Origin of the sequence: Actimicrobium sp. GrIS 1.19, from assembly GCF_035984655.1 — a bacterium.
Lineage (GTDB): Bacteria > Pseudomonadota > Gammaproteobacteria > Burkholderiales > Burkholderiaceae_D > Actimicrobium.
Genome location: NZ_JAXCHT010000039.1, coordinates 1 through 18249, shown reverse-complemented (window position 1 = coordinate 18249; position 18249 = coordinate 1). Strand labels below are relative to the sequence as shown.

General features: G+C 60.3%; 17 protein-coding genes. 13 read left to right on the top strand and 4 right to left on the bottom strand.

Going from position 1 to position 18249, the window contains the following annotated elements:
* Positions 1-39: 39 nt before the first annotated feature.
* From RCH09_RS18265 to RCH09_RS18240, 6 genes are all read left to right on the top strand, one after another.
* Complete coding sequence (locus RCH09_RS18265; protein WP_326942578.1) at positions 40-513, top strand: hypothetical protein; 474 nt, start codon at positions 40-42, stop codon at positions 511-513.
* 408 nt (positions 514-921) lie between these two features.
* Positions 922-1557 (top strand): 7-carboxy-7-deazaguanine synthase, encoded by a 636-nt coding sequence (gene queE / locus RCH09_RS18260; protein WP_326942577.1) that lies wholly within the window; start codon positions 922-924, stop codon positions 1555-1557.
* A gap of 4 nt (positions 1558-1561) precedes the next feature.
* Positions 1562-2008 carry a 6-carboxytetrahydropterin synthase QueD gene (queD, locus tag RCH09_RS18255; protein ID WP_326942576.1) on the top strand — a complete coding sequence of 149 codons (447 nt, stop codon included), beginning with the start codon at positions 1562-1564 and terminating at the stop codon, positions 2006-2008.
* Positions 2001-2489, top strand: coding sequence for a tRNA adenosine(34) deaminase TadA (tadA, locus tag RCH09_RS18250; RefSeq protein ID WP_326942575.1), 489 nt, complete (start codon positions 2001-2003; stop codon positions 2487-2489). Before queD ends, tadA begins: the two co-directional genes overlap by 8 nt.
* Positions 2482-3405, top strand: a complete 924-nt coding sequence (gene ldcA / locus RCH09_RS18245; protein WP_326942574.1) for a muramoyltetrapeptide carboxypeptidase — start codon at positions 2482-2484, stop codon at positions 3403-3405. The genes tadA and ldcA overlap by 8 nt, the downstream gene beginning before the upstream one ends.
* 63 nt (positions 3406-3468) lie before the next feature.
* The gene (locus RCH09_RS18240; protein WP_326942573.1) at positions 3469-5070 is read left to right on the top strand and encodes an ABC-F family ATPase; all 1602 of its coding nucleotides are present in this window, start codon (positions 3469-3471) and stop codon (positions 5068-5070) included.
* Positions 5071-5135: 65 nt separating this feature from the next.
* Here RCH09_RS18240 and RCH09_RS18235 read toward each other — a convergent pair whose 3' ends face one another.
* The gene (locus RCH09_RS18235) at positions 5136-5705 is read right to left on the bottom strand and encodes a hypothetical protein (protein WP_326942572.1); all 570 of its coding nucleotides are present in this window, start codon (positions 5703-5705) and stop codon (positions 5136-5138) included.
* 188 nt (positions 5706-5893) lie between these two features.
* On the opposite strand from RCH09_RS18235, the gene nadA reads away from it, so the two are divergent.
* Both nadA and nadC read left to right on the top strand, forming a co-directional pair.
* On the top strand, positions 5894-7033 hold the full coding sequence (gene nadA / locus RCH09_RS18230; protein WP_326942571.1) for a quinolinate synthase NadA: 1140 nt from the start codon (positions 5894-5896) through the stop codon (positions 7031-7033).
* The gene (nadC, locus tag RCH09_RS18225; protein ID WP_326942570.1) at positions 7030-7905 is read left to right on the top strand and encodes a carboxylating nicotinate-nucleotide diphosphorylase; all 876 of its coding nucleotides are present in this window, start codon (positions 7030-7032) and stop codon (positions 7903-7905) included. The genes nadA and nadC overlap by 4 nt, the downstream gene beginning before the upstream one ends.
* A gap of 3 nt (positions 7906-7908) precedes the next feature.
* Here nadC and nadB read toward each other — a convergent pair whose 3' ends face one another.
* From nadB to RCH09_RS18210, 3 genes are all read right to left on the bottom strand, one after another.
* Positions 7909-9510 (bottom strand): L-aspartate oxidase, encoded by a 1602-nt coding sequence (gene nadB / locus RCH09_RS18220; RefSeq protein ID WP_326942569.1) that lies wholly within the window; start codon positions 9508-9510, stop codon positions 7909-7911.
* A gap of 82 nt (positions 9511-9592) precedes the next feature.
* Entirely contained in the window at positions 9593-10807 is a 1215-nt protein-coding gene (purT, locus tag RCH09_RS18215) for a formate-dependent phosphoribosylglycinamide formyltransferase (RefSeq protein WP_326942568.1), read from the bottom strand.
* Positions 10808-10932: 125 nt separating this feature from the next.
* The gene (locus RCH09_RS18210; RefSeq protein ID WP_326942567.1) at positions 10933-12624 is read right to left on the bottom strand and encodes an MFS transporter; all 1692 of its coding nucleotides are present in this window, start codon (positions 12622-12624) and stop codon (positions 10933-10935) included.
* Between the two features lie 394 nt (positions 12625-13018).
* On the opposite strand from RCH09_RS18210, the gene RCH09_RS18205 reads away from it, so the two are divergent.
* From RCH09_RS18205 to glnT, 5 genes are all read left to right on the top strand, one after another.
* The gene (locus RCH09_RS18205; RefSeq protein WP_326942566.1) at positions 13019-14020 is read left to right on the top strand and encodes an ABC transporter substrate-binding protein; all 1002 of its coding nucleotides are present in this window, start codon (positions 13019-13021) and stop codon (positions 14018-14020) included.
* Between the two features lie 65 nt (positions 14021-14085).
* The gene (locus RCH09_RS18200) at positions 14086-15024 is read left to right on the top strand and encodes an ABC transporter permease (RefSeq protein ID WP_326942565.1); all 939 of its coding nucleotides are present in this window, start codon (positions 14086-14088) and stop codon (positions 15022-15024) included.
* Between the two features lie 12 nt (positions 15025-15036).
* Entirely contained in the window at positions 15037-15963 is a 927-nt protein-coding gene (locus tag RCH09_RS18195) for an ABC transporter ATP-binding protein (protein WP_326942564.1), read from the top strand.
* Positions 15964-15971: 8 nt separating this feature from the next.
* A complete protein-coding gene (locus tag RCH09_RS18190; RefSeq protein WP_326942563.1) occupies positions 15972-16730 on the top strand; it encodes a creatininase family protein in 759 nt (252 codons plus the stop codon).
* Between the two features lie 49 nt (positions 16731-16779).
* Positions 16780-18141, top strand: a complete 1362-nt coding sequence (glnT, locus tag RCH09_RS18185) for a type III glutamate--ammonia ligase (protein ID WP_326942562.1) — start codon at positions 16780-16782, stop codon at positions 18139-18141.
* The last annotated feature ends 108 nt before the right edge of the window (positions 18142-18249 follow it).

Sequence of the window (18249 nt, the reverse complement as noted above, 5' to 3'; positions counted from 1 at the left end):
AGTTTCGCCTGATATTTCTTCGACCTCATTGCTGCAGCGATGATGATGGGAACGCATGCCGAAATACCGGTTCATGAAACATTCAGGCTAGATGCGGTGGAAGAGGACGGCGATGATGAGGTCGATCGTCAAACTCAGAAGGCGACAGCGATAGACGAGTTTCTCGCGGCGCCTTTTTTACAGATCGCTCCCTACGCCGCCTATGTCTCCGGAAAGGCGCATTTCGATACCCACCAAGGCGTCAAGGGACTTGAGTTTCCGAGGGTCATGGTCATCATGGATGATGTCGAGGCTCGGGGTTTCCTCTTCAGCTACGCGAAACTCTTTGGCGGGAAGGAGGCAGGCGACGCTTCGGTCGAATCCACGCGGCGGCTGTTCTATGTCACCTGCAGCCGGGCGGAACGTAGCTTGGCGCTGGTGGCCTATTCGACACAGCCGGATCTGGTTCGCCAGTTTGTTTTGAGAGAAAAGTGGTTCGAGTCCGAAGAGGTAGTGGCTGGCGTTCCGACTTGACCAATCGGTTTCATCCGAAGTGAGCTGCAGTCTGGTGTCGGTAGCTGAGCGACGCGACTTGGCATTGGCCGTGCCCGCTCTTGGATTTCAAAGTTTGGAACACGCCCGCTATATAGCGTTTGGTAACGAGAAGTCGTTGCTTTATACTTTCCTTAAACGGAAAAACGTTGGATGCAATGACTCCGATGGGCTTCCAGACCCCCTCGATAGTTGATGATTGATGTGGGAGAGTAGTCGCCGCACAAACCGAGTGCATCTCCCGCGCCAGTCAAAGCGTTTGTTTTTTGACGGTAAATATGACGGTAAAATAGATGATCCATACAGAGAAAGCCTGTATCCATGCGGGTCTACAGGTCTTGGAAACAATTGAGTGGGAATGAAATCAGGAAACTGAAGCGAGAGAATGAAGTGACATACAGCGTCAAAGAGATTTTTTACACCTTGCAGGGCGAGGGCACGCATGCCGGCCGGCCGGCGGTTTTTTGCCGCTTTGCCGGCTGCAACCTGTGGTCCGGCCGCGAGAGTGATCGCGCCACCGCAGTGTGCCGGTTCTGCGATACCGATTTCGTCGGCACCGATGGTGTCATGGGTGGCAAGTTCGCCGATGCCAGTCTGCTGGCCAGCACCATCAACAGCCTGTGGCCGGTCGAATACCAGTCCAGCAAATTCGTCGTGCTGACCGGCGGCGAGCCGCTGCTGCAACTCGATACGGCGCTGATCGACAGCCTGCACGTGCATGGCTTCATGATCGCCATCGAAACCAATGGCACGCTGCCGGTGCCAGCCGGGGTCGACTGGATTTGCGTCAGCCCGAAAATGGGCAGCGAGCTGGTCCAGCGCCACGGCAATGAACTCAAGGTCGTGGTGCCGCAACTCGGGCAGGACCTGGCTGCCTATGAGGAACTGGCGTTCGATCACTTCTACCTCCAGCCCATGGATAGCGCGGATACCATCCGCAACATCCAGTTGGCCATCGATCACTGCAAACGGCATCCGATCTGGAACCTGAGCGTGCAGACCCACAAAATGCTGCAAATACCGTAACCCCATGCTGACCATCACACGCAAACTCGAATTCGACGCCGGCCACCGCATCCCTGATCACAACAGCCAGTGCCGCAACCTGCACGGCCATCGCTATACGCTGGAGATCACGCTCACCGGTGGCGTGGTCGACCAGGATGGCCGCTCCGACAACGGCATGATCATGGATTTTTCCGACGTCAAGACCCTGGCCAAGAGCGCGCTGGTCGATGTCTGGGACCATGCTTTCCTGGTGTACGAAAAAGACCATGCCGTACGCGCGTTTCTCGACAGCCTGCCGGACCATAAAACGGTGGTGCTGCCACTGGTCCCGACCGTTGAGAATCTGGCGCGGATTGCCTTCGACCTGTTGCAGTCGGTGTTCACCGATCGTTTCGGCACCGGATTGACGCTGCACAAGATCACACTCTACGAAACGCCCAACTGCTGGGCCGAAGTCGTTCATGGATGATCGCGTCTATTTGCGCCAGGCGCTGGACCAGGCCCACAATGCGTGGGCGCTCGGCGAGGTGCCGGTCGGCGCAGTGCTGGTCAAGGACGGGCAGGTGATTGCCACCGGATTCAATCAACCGATTGGCACCCACGATCCCAGCGCGCACGCCGAGATCATGGCCTTGCGTGCCGCTGCCGCGCTGATCGGAAATTACCGATTGCCGGGCTGCGAACTGTTCGTCACGCTGGAGCCCTGTGCGATGTGCGCCGGCGCCATGCTGCATGCGCGTCTGGCGCGCGTGGTGTACGGCGCCAGCGATCCGAAGACCGGCTGCTGCGGTTCGGTCATCAATCTGTTCGAGCAGGAGAAATTGAATCATCAGACCGAACTGGTCGGTGGCGTCATGGCCGAGGAGTGCGGCCAGCTCCTAAAGGATTTTTTTGCCGAACGTCGCCAGGCACAGCAAAAGCAGGTTGATCCGGGAGCCGCCAATGCGTGATCCGCAGCGGTCGATCGGGATCGGCATTGTCGCCCCGAGCAGCTATGCCCCGGACCCGGAGGGTGCCGAGCGCGCCATCGCGCTGCTGCGGGCCTCTGGCTACCGGGTCATCCTGCATTGCGACCCGCACCAAAGGATGGAACGCTTCGCCGCCAGCGATGCCGAACGCCTTGCGCATCTGCATGCGGCTTCGCGCGACCCCGAGGTGGATATTGTCATGGCGCTGCGTGGCGGCTACGGCCTGTCGCGGCTGCTGCCCAAGATCGACTGGCCACTGCTGGCCGGCAGCGGCAAGCTGTTCGTCGGACACAGTGACTTCACCGCGTTGCACATGGGCCTGCTTGTGCAGGGTGGTGCGATCAGCTTTGCCGGGCCGATGTTGTGCGACGATTTCTCGCGCCAGCCCCCCAGCCCGTTCATGCTCGCGCATTTCCATGACTGCCTGCACCAGCCCTCGGCCACGATCACGGTCGAACAAAGTGGCAATCCGGCGTTGCAGGCCAGTGGCGTGCTGTGGGGCGGCAATCTGGCCATGCTCACGCATCTGGTCGGATCGGCGTATTTCCCGCAGGTCGATGGCGGCATCCTGTTTTTGGAAGATATCAACGAGCATCCGTTCCGCATTGAACGCATGTTGTTGCAATTGCTGCATGCCGGCGTGCTGGCGCGCCAAAGTGCCATCGTGCTGGGCGATTTTTCCGGCCAGCGCCTGGCCGACATCGACAATGGCTACAGCTTCGAATCGGTGCTGGCGCTGTTGCGCACGACGCTGTCGGTGCCGATCGTGACCGGACTGCCGTTCGGGCACATCGCCGACAAGGTCACGCTGGCGGTGGGTGCGCCAGCCACCCTCAAGGCCGATGGCAGTGGCTGGCAATTGTCGATGCAGGGCTACCCGGCCCTGATCCGCGGGTGAGTCGCCAGCGCCCAATGTTAAACTCGTCGCACCATTTTCAAATACGTTCCTAAAGGTTTTACAGTGCTCTCTACCGCAAATATCACGATGCAGTTCGGCCCCAAGCCACTGTTCGAAAACATCTCCGTCAAATTCGGCGACGGCAATCGTTACGGCCTGATCGGCGCGAACGGCTGCGGCAAGTCAACGTTCATGAAAATCCTCGGCGGCGATCTGGATTCGTCGGCCGGCAACGTCATGCTCGACACCAACGAGCGTCTCGGTAAATTGCGCCAGGACCAGTTCGCCTTCGAAACCATGCGCGTACTCGATGTCGTGATGATGGGCCACACCGAAATGTGGGCGGCGATGGCCGAGCGCGACGCGATTTACGCCAATCCCGACGCCACCGACGACGATTACATGAAAGCCGCCGACCTCGAAGCGCGCTTCGCCGAATTCGACGGTTACACCGCCGAAGCGCGCGCTGGCGAGTTGCTGCTGGGCGTGGGCGTGTCGATCGAACAGCATCAGGGCCCAATGAGCAATGTCGCGCCGGGCTGGAAATTGCGCGTGTTGCTGGCGCAGGCGCTGTTCTCGAATCCGGACATCCTGCTGCTCGACGAGCCGACCAACAACCTCGACATCAACACCATTCGCTGGCTGGAAGACGTGCTCAACGAGCGCAATTCGACCATGATCATCATTTCCCATGATCGCCATTTCCTGAACCAGGTCTGCACCCACATGGCCGACATGGACTACGGCACGCTGAAGGTCTATCCGGGCAATTACGATGACTACATGCTGGCCTCGTCGCAGGCACGCGCGCAGCAGTTGTCGGTCAACGCCAAGGCCAAGGACAAGGTCGCCGAACTGCAGGACTTCGTGCGCCGTTTCTCTGCCAACAAGTCCAAGGCGCGTCAGGCCACGTCACGCGCGAAGATGATCGAGAAGATCAAGGTCGAGGACCTGAAGCCATCCAGCCGCGCCAATCCGTTCGTGCGCTTCGACGGCGAAAAGAAATTGCACCGCCAGGCAGTCGAGATCCAGGGCCTGACCAAGGCCTACGACCGCGTGCTGTTCAAGAATTTCGACATCATGATCGAAGCCGGCGAGCGCATCGCCATCATCGGCGCCAACGGCGTCGGCAAGACCACGCTGCTGCGCTGCATGGGCGGCATGGCACTATGCGGACTGGAAGCCGATCGCGGCCTGGTGAAGTGGGCCGAGCACGCCAACGTCGGCTACATGCCGCAGGACCCGACCGAAGACTTTGCCACCGACAAGACGCTGACCGAATGGATCGACCAGTGGACCAAGGAAGGCGACGATGATCAGGCGGTGCGGTCGATTCTCGGACGCCTGCTGTTCGGCGGCGACGATGTGAAGAAACCGGTCAAGGTGCTGTCGGGCGGTGAAAAGGGTCGCATGATGTACGGCAAGCTGATGCTGGGCCGGCACAATGTGCTGCTCATGGATGAGCCGACCAACCACATGGACATGGAGTCGATCGAGTCACTCAATATCGCTCTGGAAAAATATGCCGGCACGCTGATCTTCGTGTCGCATGACCGCGAATTCGTGTCGTCGCTGGCGACCAGGATTCTGGAGGTCAAGGAAGACGGCATCATCGACTTCCAGGGCACGTATGAAAATTACCTGAGCAGCCAGGGCATCGAATAATCCTCGGGCCTGCAACAAAAAAAGCCGCAACGTCGATCGACGTTGCGGCTTTTTTCATGGGCGGTTCACTTTAAAAGCTGGTCCAGACGGTCGCTCAGGCTGCGTGCCATCTCCGGGCCGCGCGCTTTGAGTACGGCGGCGACATACGACTCCCGCAGCGCACGAAAATCGTCGATCGACGTGGCCCGTTCGACCTTCAGCTGCATCGCATAGCCGCGCAAGCCGATGGTGCTCTTGATAGTGGTGTTGTAAAAATTGTAGAGTGTCTGAAACTGGTTTTCGCCTTCGGCATACAGGCCGGGGACGGGCTGCGCCGCAGCGTACTCCAGATCTGTGTGTGCCGGTTCCGGTTGCGCCGCATCTGGCGTTGGCATTGGCGTTTGAATTATCGCCGCAATGCCTGCCTCGACGGCCTGCGTGGCCGCAGTCAGTTCATGGATGAATTCCATGTCGAGCAGTTCGGCAATGCCGTGGGCGTCGAGACCCAGTCCGGCGACCTTGAGGAGGACCTGTTCGGCGGTACTCTTGCCGTCGAACAGCAACAGCATCGTCCTCAGCCGCGGTGCGAGGCGGTATTGGCGTGTGGTGATTTCTTCGCGGCCCTTCTCGGTCTTGTCGTATACGGTGTTGGTCATGGTGTCCTGCATAGAGAAGCTAAAAGAGTACGCCAGAAAATCTGTGGTCGCAATGCATTAATGCCCGAATGAATCATTCTTGTGTTCCTTGTCAAGCGAAGCAATCGCGCGCCGATCGCAACCCTTTGCGTGAAAGCCAATTAAAATGAGCGTCCGTTTAATGGATGCGGACTACCGCGAACCCCATCATGCCTACGCAAGCCATCAAGACCATTGAATTCGAACGCCCCCTGATGCAGACCGGTTCCAGTTGCACCGCCCAAGCTTGGGCGCGGGTGCCTGCCACACCGACTGTTGCCGAAAAAATCGCATTGAAAGAACGTATCAAGCGCCTGCTCAAGGAAAAGCAGGCGGTACTGGTCGCCCATTATTACGTGGACGCCGATTTGCAGGACCTGGCCGAAGAAACCGGCGGTTGCGTCTCCGACTCGCTGGAAATGGCGCGCTTCGGCCGCGATCATCCGGCGCGCACGCTGGTGGTGGCGGGGGTGCGCTTCATGGGCGAAACCGCCAAGATACTCAGCCCGGAAAAGCAGGTGTTGATGCCGGACCTGGATGCCACCTGTTCGCTCGATCTGGGCTGTCCGGCCGATGAATTCGCGGCGTTCTGCGATGCCCATCCGGATCGTACCGTGGTGGTGTACGCCAATACCAGCGCCGCCGTCAAGGCGCGCGCCGACTGGATGGTGACCTCGTCGATCGGCCTCGATATCGTCGCCCACCTGCACGCGCAGGGCAAGAAAATCCTGTGGGCGCCGGACAAGCACCTGGGTGCCTATATCCAGAAAAAAACCGGCGCCGACATGCTGCTGTGGCAAGGTTCCTGCCTCGTGCACGACGAGTTCAAGGCGGTCGAGCTGGAATTGCTGAAAGCGGAACATCCGCATGCGTTGGTGCTGGTCCATCCGGAATCGCCGGCCGCCGTGATTGCGCTGGCTGACGTGGTTGGCTCGACCTCGCAACTGATCGCGGCGACCCGCACGGCGGGCATCGACGAATTCATCGTCGCGACCGACAACGGCATTTTGCACAAAATGAAAATGGCCGCACCCGGAAAGCGCTTCATCGAAGCCCCGACGGCGGGCAACAGCGCGACCTGCAAGAGTTGCGCGCACTGCCCGTGGATGGCCATGAACGGCCTGCAAAATCTGGCGGATGTGCTGGAATCCGGCCGCAACGCGGTCGAGGTCGATGCCGAGACCAGCCGCAAGGCAAAGGTCTGCATTGACCGCATGCTGGACTTTGCGGCCCGGCAGAAATCCAATGTGCGCCCTTCGTCAGACCTGGCGCAGGAACAACAACTCTTTTCAGGAATCGGACCGGCATGAGTAACCTGATCAACCCGTTTGCACCGTTCGATGCTGCGCTTGCCGCATCGCTCAAATCCAGTGTCGCCATCGCCCTGGCGGAAGACGTCGGCAGTGGCGACGTCACCGGCAAGCTGGTGCCGGCCGATGAATTCGTCAGGGCCAATGTCATCGTGCGTGAACCGGCGGTCCTGTGCGGCGCGGCCTGGTTCGATGCCGTCATGAAGCAGCTTGATGAGCGCATTCGCATCGAGTGGGCCTACAGTGAAGGCGAGATGATGCAGGTCGGCAGCACGGTGTGCAGCATCACGGCACCGGCACGGGCACTGCTCACCGGCGAACGCAGCGCCTTGAATTTCCTGCAGCTGCTGTCGGGCGTGGCGACCGCCACGCGACGCTACGTCAAGCTGGTGGCAGGCACCACGGCGGTCATTCTGGATACCCGCAAAACCTTGCCCGGTCTGCGCCTGGCGCAAAAGTACGCAGTGCGGGTTGGCGGCGGTTCGAACCAGCGGCTGGCGCTCTACGACGGCATTTTGATCAAGGAAAACCACATCGCCGCGGCCGGTGGCATTCGGGCGGCGATGAAGCAGGCGCTGGAGCTCAATGCCGGCGTGACCATCCAGATTGAAGTCGAGTCGATCGAACAGTTGAAGGAGGCCCTGGCGGCCGGCGCCAAGTCGATCTTGCTGGATAACTTTTCGCTTGAGCAAATGCGGGCCGCAGTCGACATGGCTTCCGGCAGTGCCCTGCTGGAAGCATCCGGCGGCGTCAACGTCAGTACGGTGCGCGCCATCAGCGAAACCGGCGTGGACCGGATTTCGATCGGCAGCCTGACCAAGGATGTGCAGGCGACCGATTTTTCGTTGCGGATTGTCGGTCGGGCCAGCTGAGCGTTATTTGCGGGCGGGCGACAACACCGTTGGCAGCGCCTTCGGCAGGGTCTCCGGAAAGTCACGGCTGTAGTGCAGGCCGCGACTTTCGCGTCGCGACAGCGCGCTATGCACGATCAGCGAGGCTACCTCGACCAGATTGCGCAGCTCCAGCAGATCGCGCGTGATGCGGAAATGGGCGTAGTACTCGTCGATCTCTTCCTTGAGAAGGCGAATGCGGTGCTGGGCGCGCTCAAGCCGCTTGGTGGTGCGCACGATACCGACGTAATTCCACATGAAGCGGCGCAGCTCATCCCAGTTGTGCGCGATGACAACCTCTTCATCGGCATTGGTGACACGGCTTTCATCCCAGGCCGGTAGCGGCGTCGCTTTCAGCGTCGGTTGCTGCTCGATGTACTGGGCCGTTGCGCGCCCCAGGACCAGGCATTCCAGCAATGAATTGCTGGCCAGCCGATTGGCGCCGTGCAAGCCGGTGTACGACGTCTCGCCGACGGCGTACAGGCCGGGCAGATCGGTGCGGCCTGACAGATCGGTGACCACGCCGCCGCAGGTGTAATGGGCGGCAGGGACGATCGGAATCGGCTCCTTGGTGATATCGATGCCCAGTTCCAGGCAGCGCGCATAAATCGTGGGGAAATGTTCTTTCAGGAATTCAGGCGTCTGGTGGCTGATATCGAGATCGACATAATCCAGTCCGCGTTTTTTCATTTCGGCATCGATGGCGCGCGCGACGATATCGCGTGGCGCTAGTTCGGCACGGTCGTCGATGTCCAGCATGAAGCGCTTGCCGGCATCCTTGCCCGCTGCTGCCGGCAGCTTGAGCAGGCCGCCTTCGCCGCGCACTGCTTCGGTGATCAGGAACGACTTGGCATACGGGTGATACAGGCAGGTCGGATGAAACTGGATGAACTCCATGTTGGCCACGCGGCAACCGGCGCGCCACGCCATGGCAATGCCGTCGCCGGTCGCGGTATCCGGGTTGGTGGTGTACAGGTACACCTTGCCGGCGCCGCCGCAGGCCAGCACAGTGTGGTCGGCGGCAATCGTGGTGACCTTGCCGGTCTTGACATCCTGCACATACAGGCCGAGGCAATGCGGTTCCACCGTCTTGGTGCCGAGCTTGTTCGAACTGATCACATCGATCGCATAGTGATGTTCGAGCAGCGTGATGTTCGGGTTGCTGCGCACAATCTGTTCCAGCGTCACCTGCACCGCGTGGCCGGTGGCATCGGCGGCGTGGATGATGCGGCGCTGGCTGTGACCGCCTTCGCGGGTCAGGTGATAGCCAAGTTCGGCGCTGTCGTCGCGGGTGAACGGTACGCCTTGCGCGATCAGCCATTCGATCGCTTCGCGGCCGTGTTCGACGATGAAGCGGGTGGCGCCTTCATCGCACAGGCCGGCGCCGGCAACCAGCGTGTCGCTGACATGCTCGGCATAACTGTCGCCCGAATCGAGCACTGCGGCAATGCCGCCCTGGGCCCAATTGCTGGAGCCGTCGAGCAGCTCGCGCTTGGAGATTACAACCACTTTGCGGGTCTTGGCGAGATGCAGGGCAACCGACAATCCAGCCAGTCCACTGCCAACGATGGCGACGTCAAATTTCATATAAATGATTATTTATTGGGGACTTGTCACTATAGGTGATTTTTGACTTGCAGGTCGCCATTGCGGCAATGAACGGCTGGTTTCATTCCTTGCCGAGCACCGGGATCACCCTGGCCGCCGCCGCCTTGGCGTTGGTTCGCGCGGTCTCGACATCGGCCGCCGTGGCCAGCGCCACGCCCATGCGCCGCTTGGCAAACGATTCCGGTTTGCCGAACAGCCGGATATCGGTGCCCGGGATGCGCAGCGCCTCGGCCACGCCCTCGAAGGCGATGCCTTTCGCGTCGTGCCGTCCGTAAATCACCGCCGACGCTGCCGGCGACTGCATCGCCACATTGACCGGCAGGCCAAGGATCGCCTTGGCATGCAGTTCGAATTCACTCTGCACCTGGCTGGCCATGGTGACCATGCCGGTATCGTGCGGACGCGGACTGACTTCCGAGAACCATACCATCTGGTCCTTGACGAACAACTCGACACCGAACAGGCCGAGGCCGCCGAGATTGTCGGTGACCGCCCTGGCAATATGCTGCGCATTGATCAGCGCGCCCGGATGCATTGCACAGGGCTGCCACGATTCCACGTAATCGCCGTTGACTTGGATATGGCCGATCGGTGCGCAGAAATGGGTCGCGACGGCGCCGTTCTCATCGAGTGCGCGCACGGTCAACAGCGTGATCTCGTAATCGAAATCGATGAAGCCCTCGACAATCACCCGGCCCGCATCGACCCGGCTGCCGGCGGCCGCGTAATTCCAGGCGGCTTCGACCTCGGCCGGACCGTCCAGCTTCGACTGGCCCTTGCCGGACGACGACATGACCGGTTTCACGATGCAGGGAAAGCCGATCGCGCTGCAGGCCTGCTTTAGCTGTTCCATGCTGTCGGCGAAGCGGTACGGCGAAGTCGCCAGGTGCAGTTCTTCGGCCGCCAGGCGGCGAATCCCTTCGCGGTTCATGGTCAGCCATGCCGCACGCGCGGTCGGGATCACGGTCACGCTGCCGGCCTGTTCGAGTTCCATCAGGCGGGTCGTGGCAATGGCTTCGATCTCGGGCACCACCAGATCGGGCTGCTCCAGCGCGATCAGGGCCGCCAGCGCGTCACCATCGGCCATGTTGATCACGTGCGAACGGTGCGCCACCTGCTGACCCGGCGCATCGGCGTAACGATCGACCGCGATCACCTCGACGCCCAGGCGTTGCAGCGCAATGATGACTTCCTTGCCGAGTTCTCCGGAACCCAGCAGCATGACTTTGGTGGCGCTGGGGGAAAGGGGGGTGCCGAGACGAGCAGGTGTTTTCATGGGAGCCGTGAATGGATTGAATGAAGATCGACGAATGATACAGGCGAGTTTCCGGTTTGGTTTCGCGCACGAAAAAAAACCGCCGGGAAAACCGGCGGTTTGGGGAGATGCGGTGTCAGCAGCAGTTATGCGCGATCACCGGAATAAATATCGACGTCCTTGGTTTCCTTGACAAACAGCATGCCGATCACGAAGCAGACTGCTGCGACGACAATCGGATACCACAGGCCGTAATAGATGTCGCCCTTGTAGGCCACCAGTGCGAAGGCCGTGGTTGGCAGCAGGCCACCGAACCAGCCGTTACCGATGTGATACGGCAGCGACATCGAGGTGTAGCGAATCCGGGTCGGGAACATCTCGACCAGCATCGCCGCGATCGGGCCGTACACCATCGTCACGTAGATCACCAGAATGGTCAGCAGCAACAGCACCATCGGCGTGTTGATCTGTGCCGGATCAGCCTTGGATGGATAACCGGCGCCCTTGATGGCGTCAGCCATTTCCTTTTTGAAGGTCTTGTCCTTGGCCGCAGCATCGTCCTTGGTCAGGCCGTCGGCGTCATATGCAGTGATGACCTTGTCGCCGATCTTCACCGAAGCGACCGTTCCGGCCGGCGCTTCGACATTGCTGTAGTTGACCGATGCGTTGGCCAGCACGGTGCGGGCGATGTCGCAGGACGACGTGAACTTCTTGGTGCCGGTCGGATTGAACAGGAACTGGCACTTGGCCGGATCGGCGGTCACGACGACCGGTGCGTTGGTCAGCGCAGTTTCGAGGGCTGGATTGGCATAGTGGGTGAGGGCGCTGAACAGCGGGAAGTACGTCAGCGCAGCGATCAGCATGCCGCCCATGATGATTGGCTTGCGGCCGATCTTGTCGGACAGCGAACCGAAGATCAGGAAGAACGGCGTACCGATCAACAACGAGCCGGCGATCAGCAGGTTGGCCGTCGAGCCATCGACCTTCAGCGTTTGCGTCATGAAGAACAGCGCATAGAACTGGCCGGTGTACCAGACCACGGCCTGGCCGGCGGTCAGGCCGATCAGCGCAAGGATCACGATTTTCAGGTTTTTCCATTTGCCGAAGGCTTCCGACAACGGCGCCTTGGAGGTTTTTCCTTCTGCTTTCATGCGGGCAAACGCTGGCGATTCATTCATCGACAGACGGATCCAGACCGACACGGCCAGCAGAAACACCGAGACCAGGAACGGAATGCGCCAGCCCCAGTCCGCAAACGCGGCTTCGCCCATCGCAGTGCGGGTCCCGAGAATCACCAGCAGCGACAGGAACAGGCCCAGTGTTGCCGTGGTTTGAATCCACGACGTGAATGCGCCGCGCTTGTCGTCCGGTGCATGCTCGGCCACATACGTTGCCGCGCCGCCGTACTCGCCGCCCAGTGCCAGACCCTGCAGAATGCGCAGTGAGATCAGGATGATCGGTGCGGCAATGCCGATGGATGCGTAGCTTGGCAGGATACCGACCAGGAAGGTCGAGCCGCCCATGATCAGGATGGTCACCAGAAATGTGTATTTGCGGCCGATCATGTCGCCCAACCGGCCGAAGAAGATGGCGCCGAACGGTCGCACGATAAAGCCGGCGGCAAACGCCAGCAGGGCAAAAATGAACGCGGTGTTCGGATCGGTGCCGGCGAAGAATTGCTTGGCGATGATCGATGCCAGCGAGCCGTACAGGTAAAAGTCGTACCACTCAAAGACGGTACCCAGCGAAGATGCAAAGATCACCTTGCGTTCTTCGGGGGTAATGGCGCGTGAGGCCCCCGACGTGGATGGTCGTGAAACGGGTTGTGCTGTAGCCATACTGGTCTCCTGTTTTAGTTAATATCGTCTCGTGCTTGCTAAATACGCACGAAGTGAGGCTGGCTAGAGTGTGCAAGTCGAACCTTACGGCAGGCTTGCGGCAAACTTACAGAACCTTACGCCACTGGTCCGTGTGTCGAACCGGAATAATCATGCCTCCGACCGGCGCGCCGAATCCCGCTGCCGACACCGTCGGGTCGCACCGCACGCCTGTTTTGGTGCAGGAGGCACAGAAGCAATGCGCTTTTGGTCGCCGTCCCCCATCTCCCTCCCGAAAAGCGCACCAATCACCCGTTGTTTGGCCGGAAAAATCTGGCATGCATTGTGCTTACTAGAAATGCAGTAGTACTTTTATTGATTTCCGTAATACCAACCCGTCTGAAAGGAATCTTTCATGGTAGCCAGTCAAATGAAAAAAAAGCTCCAGCACTTGCTGTCCCGGGTCGTTCTGCCGATCGCTGCGTTGAGTCTTTCGCTCTCAGCCCAGGCGGCCGAACCCTTGAAGATCGGCTACAGCGACTGGCCGGGCTGGGTTGCCTGGCAGGTCGCAATTGACAAGAATTGGTTCAAGGATGTCGATGTCGATGTGAAGTTCGAATGGTTTGACTACTCCGCCTCGATGGACGCATTTGCCGCCGGCAAGATCGACGCCGTGTTGATGACCAATGGCGACGCACTCGTCACCGGGGCCGGGGGAGCGCGCAGTTCGATGATCCTCATTACCGACTACTCGAACGGCAACGACATGATTGTCGCCAAGCCCGGGATCACGTCCCTGGCTGACCTCAAGGGCAAGAAGGTGTCGGTCGAGGTGGGGCTGGTCGAGCACTTGCTGCTGCGCGCCGGGATGAAGAAGGCTGGCATGAAAGCCGGCGACATCGAAATCGTCAATGCCAAGACCAACGAAATGCCGCAGATGCTGGCCTCCAAGGATATCGCTGCCGTCGGTGCCTGGGAACCGGTCTCCGGTCAGGCGCGCAAGGCAGTGCCGGGCGCCAAGGCGATCTATACCTCGGCCGACGAACCCGGCCTGATCTATGACGTGCTGGCGGTCAACCCGGCCAGCGTCAAGGCCCATCGCGCCGAATGGCAGAAGGTGGTCAAGCTGTGGGACAAGGTCGTGGCGTACATCGAAGACCCGAAGACGCAGCCGGACGCGGTGAAGATCATGGCGGCGCGCTCGGGGATCAGCCCGGCCGAATACCTGCCGCTGTTGAAAGGTACCAAGCTGCTGTCACTGGAGGAGGGCAGCAAGGTCTACGTCAAGGCGAATGGCTATCAGTCGCTGTACGGCTCCACCGAAATTGCCAATACCTTTAACTGGTACAACAAGGTCTACGGCTTGAGCCAGAACGTGCCGAGTTACATCGACCCGTCCTTCACCAACGCCAAGTAAAGTGAGCCCAAGTGGATCGAGCACGCTATCCGGATGAAGTCGCAGTGAACCAGGCGGCTCGCTCCATGGTTCTGTCGCCCGCGCAGCTGCGGGCGCTGCTGACGATTGGCTCATTTCTGCTACCGATTCTGGTCTGGTGTGTGGTGAGCTATGTGCCGTTCGTCTGGCATCCCAAGGTATTGATCGAGGGCGTCGGTGGCGTCGATTATTTCAGCGTCGGGATGCTGGTCGACGCCGATGAATTCAAGGTGCAGACAGCCGCCATGCTGGCGCAACATCTTGCGGCGCCGCAGGGTACGCCTGCCAACCCGATCTATCTGCCGGCGCCGCACCTGGTGGCGCGTGCGCTGTACACAGCATTCACCGCCGCGCCGGAGCAGCGCGGCGCACCATGGTTGCATGAGAGCCTGTGGCACAGCATCCAGGTAATCTTTTGGGGGTTCATGATTTCGTCCGTCGTCGGCGTCCCGCTCGGCATCCTGGCTGGCACATATCGCACGCTGGGCCGGTTGTGCACGCCGTTCATCGAGTTTTTTCGCTATTTGCCGGCCCCGGCATTTGGCGCGCTGGCGGTGGCGGTGCTGGGCATTTACGACGGTCCCAAGATTGCCATCATCGTCATCGGTACGTTTTTCCAGCAGGTGCTGATCATCGCCAATACCACCCGCAAGCTCGACGCAACCTTGCTGGAAGCGGCGCGCACGCTCGGTACGCGCGGCGTGCGCATGATCACCCGGGTAGTCCTGCCCGGCATTTTGCCGGACCTGTACCGCGACCAGCGCATCCTGCTGGGCTGGGCCTGGACCTACCTGATCGTGGCCGAATTGATCGGTACCAGTTCCGGCATTACGTTCTTCATTACGCAGCAGGCCCGTTACCAGCACTTCGACAATGTCTATGCCGCCATCATCATCATCGGCGTGGTCGGCTTCGGCAGTGATCTGTTGCTGGCGCGGCTGGGGAAAAAACTGTTCCCGTGGGACTCCGCGCGGCAACCCACCTGAACAAGGCAGACCATGTCAATCGACACCACAGCGTTACCCAGCCATCTGACCCAGGCGCCCGAAGTGGCGGCACGCTTCGAGCGGCTTTACCAGCGCGACGTGATCCTGGAAGTGAAAAACCTGAGCAAGCGTTTCAATGGCGCCAAGGGCCGGACCGATGCCCTGCGCGACGTCAGCTTCAAGGTTCACCGGCGCGAATTCGTTTGCGTCATCGGTCCTTCGGGATGCGGCAAATCCACCTTGATCCGGATTCTTGCCGGCCTTGAAACCCAGACAGGCGGGGAGGTCCTGCTCGATGGCAAACCGGTCAAGGGTCCGGGCCGCGAACGTGGCATGGTGTTTCAGGGCTATTCGCTGTTCCCCTGGCTGAGCGTCAAGCGCAACGTCATGTTCGGCCCCGAGATGGCTGGCAGCTCGAAGACCCTGGCCGAGACCCATGCCCGCGAGTGGCTGGCACTGGTGGGTCTGAGCGACTTTGCCGACGCTTATCCGCACGAGCTCTCCGGCGGCATGCGGCAGCGGGTGGCGATCGCCCGCGCGCTGGTCAACGAACCGCGCGTCATGTTGATGGACGAGCCGTTCGGCGCACTCGACGCGCAGACCCGATCGAAGATGCAGGCGCACCTGCTCGACATCTGGCGCAACATCGATATCACCGTCTTTTTCATCACGCACGACCTTGATGAAGCCATTTTCCTGGCTGACCGGATTTTTGTCTTCAAGGCGCATCCGGGCGAACTGCAGGAAATCATCGAGGTGCCGGTGCCGCACCCGCGTTCGGCCGCGCAGGCCAGCAGCGCCGAGTTCCGCGCGACCCGGGCACGCCTGGAAAGCCTGATTCATCCGGCCGCGGTGCCGGATGGCCCGGATGCTGCAGCGCCATCAATCGATAACACACCGATGATCCGCTTTACGAACTTCGCCGATAACGTTGATTGAGGTCTTCCATGCTCTGGTCAGACATTACCTGGACTGAACTGCCGGCGATTCTCGCCAGCGCCAATTACGCCGCCATGCTCCCGGTGGGGGCCACCGAACAGCATGGTCCCCATCTCGGCTGCGGGGTCGATACGGTCATCGTCGACCAGCTCTGCCGTGCGGTTGCCGAGGCGACTGGCGTGCCGATGCTGCCGCCGCTGCCATACGGCTGTTCGATCGGCCACAGTCAGCGCTGGCCCGGCACGATTGCAGTCAACCCGGTGCTGCTGATCGAATTCGTCAAGCAGATCGGCGACTGGGCTTATCACAGCGGGGTGCGGCGCCTGTTCATCGTCAACGGTCACGTCACCAACGCCGCGCCGCTGCGCTGCGCCCTCGAGATGCTGCGCGCCAGCCATGACGATCTGATGGTGGCCGTGATTAACACGGCCAGCCTGAGCGAGCGGGTGCGTGCATTTCACAGCGCCGACGCGGCCGACTGGCACGCCAACGATGCCGAGACCTCGCTGATGCTGGCCATCGCGCCGCAACTGGTGCGACCCGACCAGCTGCCGCAGGCCGATGATCCCGACCGCACCTGCGGCTGCGTCTTTGCCCATCCTGTCAATCGGACCAGCCGCAACGGCGTAACCGGGCAACCGAGCCTGGCGACGCGGGAGAAAGGCGAAGTCTGGTTCGACTGGCTGGTGGCCGATCTCGCCGAATTGATCAAGACCGGCTGCGACGAACTGCCGCCGCTCGAATTTTCATACACAAGTCGCGCCTGAGGCCGGTAACGGCCAATCTCATCTCACCCCACCATTGGAAGGAACGACCTTGAACAACACGGAAGAGCTCCAGCGTTTGCAAGCGGAACTGGAAGACAAGGGGGTCAAGTATTGTATCGGCGCCTACGTCGATATCCACGGCGTACCGAAGGCCAAAGTCGTGCCGATCCAGCACATGGGGAACATGGCCAGGGGCTCCGAGCGCTACACGGGCTACGCGGTCGACGGCCTCGGGCAGGCCCCGAATGACGACGAACTGACCTCGATACCGGATTTCAGTCGCCTGATCCAGTTGCCGTGGGAGCCGAAGATCGCCTGGATCCCGTCCGACAACCATTTCAAGGGCAAACCTTATCCCCTCAATACCCGGGTGGCACTGCAAACCCAATTGGCGAAGGCCGCCGAAATGGGGTTCGGCATGAACCTGGGCATCGAATGCGAAGTGTTTTTGTTGAAACAACATGCCGATGGCACGCTGGCGGTGCCGGACGCCGAAGACAAACTGCAGAAAGCCTGCTACGACGTGCGCGGTTTCACCAACAGCTTTGCCTGGCTCGACAAAATGGCCACCGCCATCAATGGTCTGGGCTGGGACCTGTATTCATTCGATCATGAAGATGCGAATGGCCAGTTCGAATTCGACTTCCAGTATGCCGATGCGCTGACCACCTGCGACCGGCTGATTTTCTTCCGTTACATGGCGAAGCACTATGCCCGTGAAATGGGGCTGTTGGCGACCATGATGCCGAAGCCTTTCGCCAACAAGACCGGCAATGGCGCACATTTCAACATGTCGCTCTACGACCTGAAGACCGGCGCCAATCTGTTCGCCTGCGATCCGAAGGACGATCCGCACGGTATCGGCCTGACCAGGCTGGGCTACCAATTCGTTGCCGGCATTCTCAAGCATGGCCGGGCCCTGTGCGCGGTCTTTGCACCGACCGTCAACAGCTACAAGCGGCTGGTGCGGCGTGGTGCGATGAGTTATTTTTCGTGGGCGCCGGTGTTCAACTCATGGGGTTCGAATAACCGGACCAATTCGGTGCGCATTCCGTCCGGCGGCGGCCGCTGCGAGTCACGCAATGCCGACGGCGCCGTCAATCCCTATCTGGTTGCGACGCTGGTGCTGGCCGCCGGACTGGAAGGCATCCGCGAGAACCTTGATCCAGGCATGCCGAACGAAGACAATCTGTATGCCATTTCCGAAGCGGAGCGGCGTGAACGGGGCATCGTATTTTTGCCGCAGACCTTGCAGGAAGCGGTTGCCGCCTTCGCCGAAGACCCACTGGTCGAAGCTGTGCTAGGCAAGGAATTGCGCGATGAATTCATCCGCTACAAGACTGAGGAGTGGGAGACCTACCACCTGACTGTCAGCCAGTGGGAAATTGACCGTTACAGTTATATGTTTTAAGTACGCTATCTAACCTGAATGTTTCATGAACCGGTATTTCGGCATGCGTTCCCATCATCATCGCTGCAGCAATGAGGTCGAAGAAATATCAGGCGAAACTCACCCTAC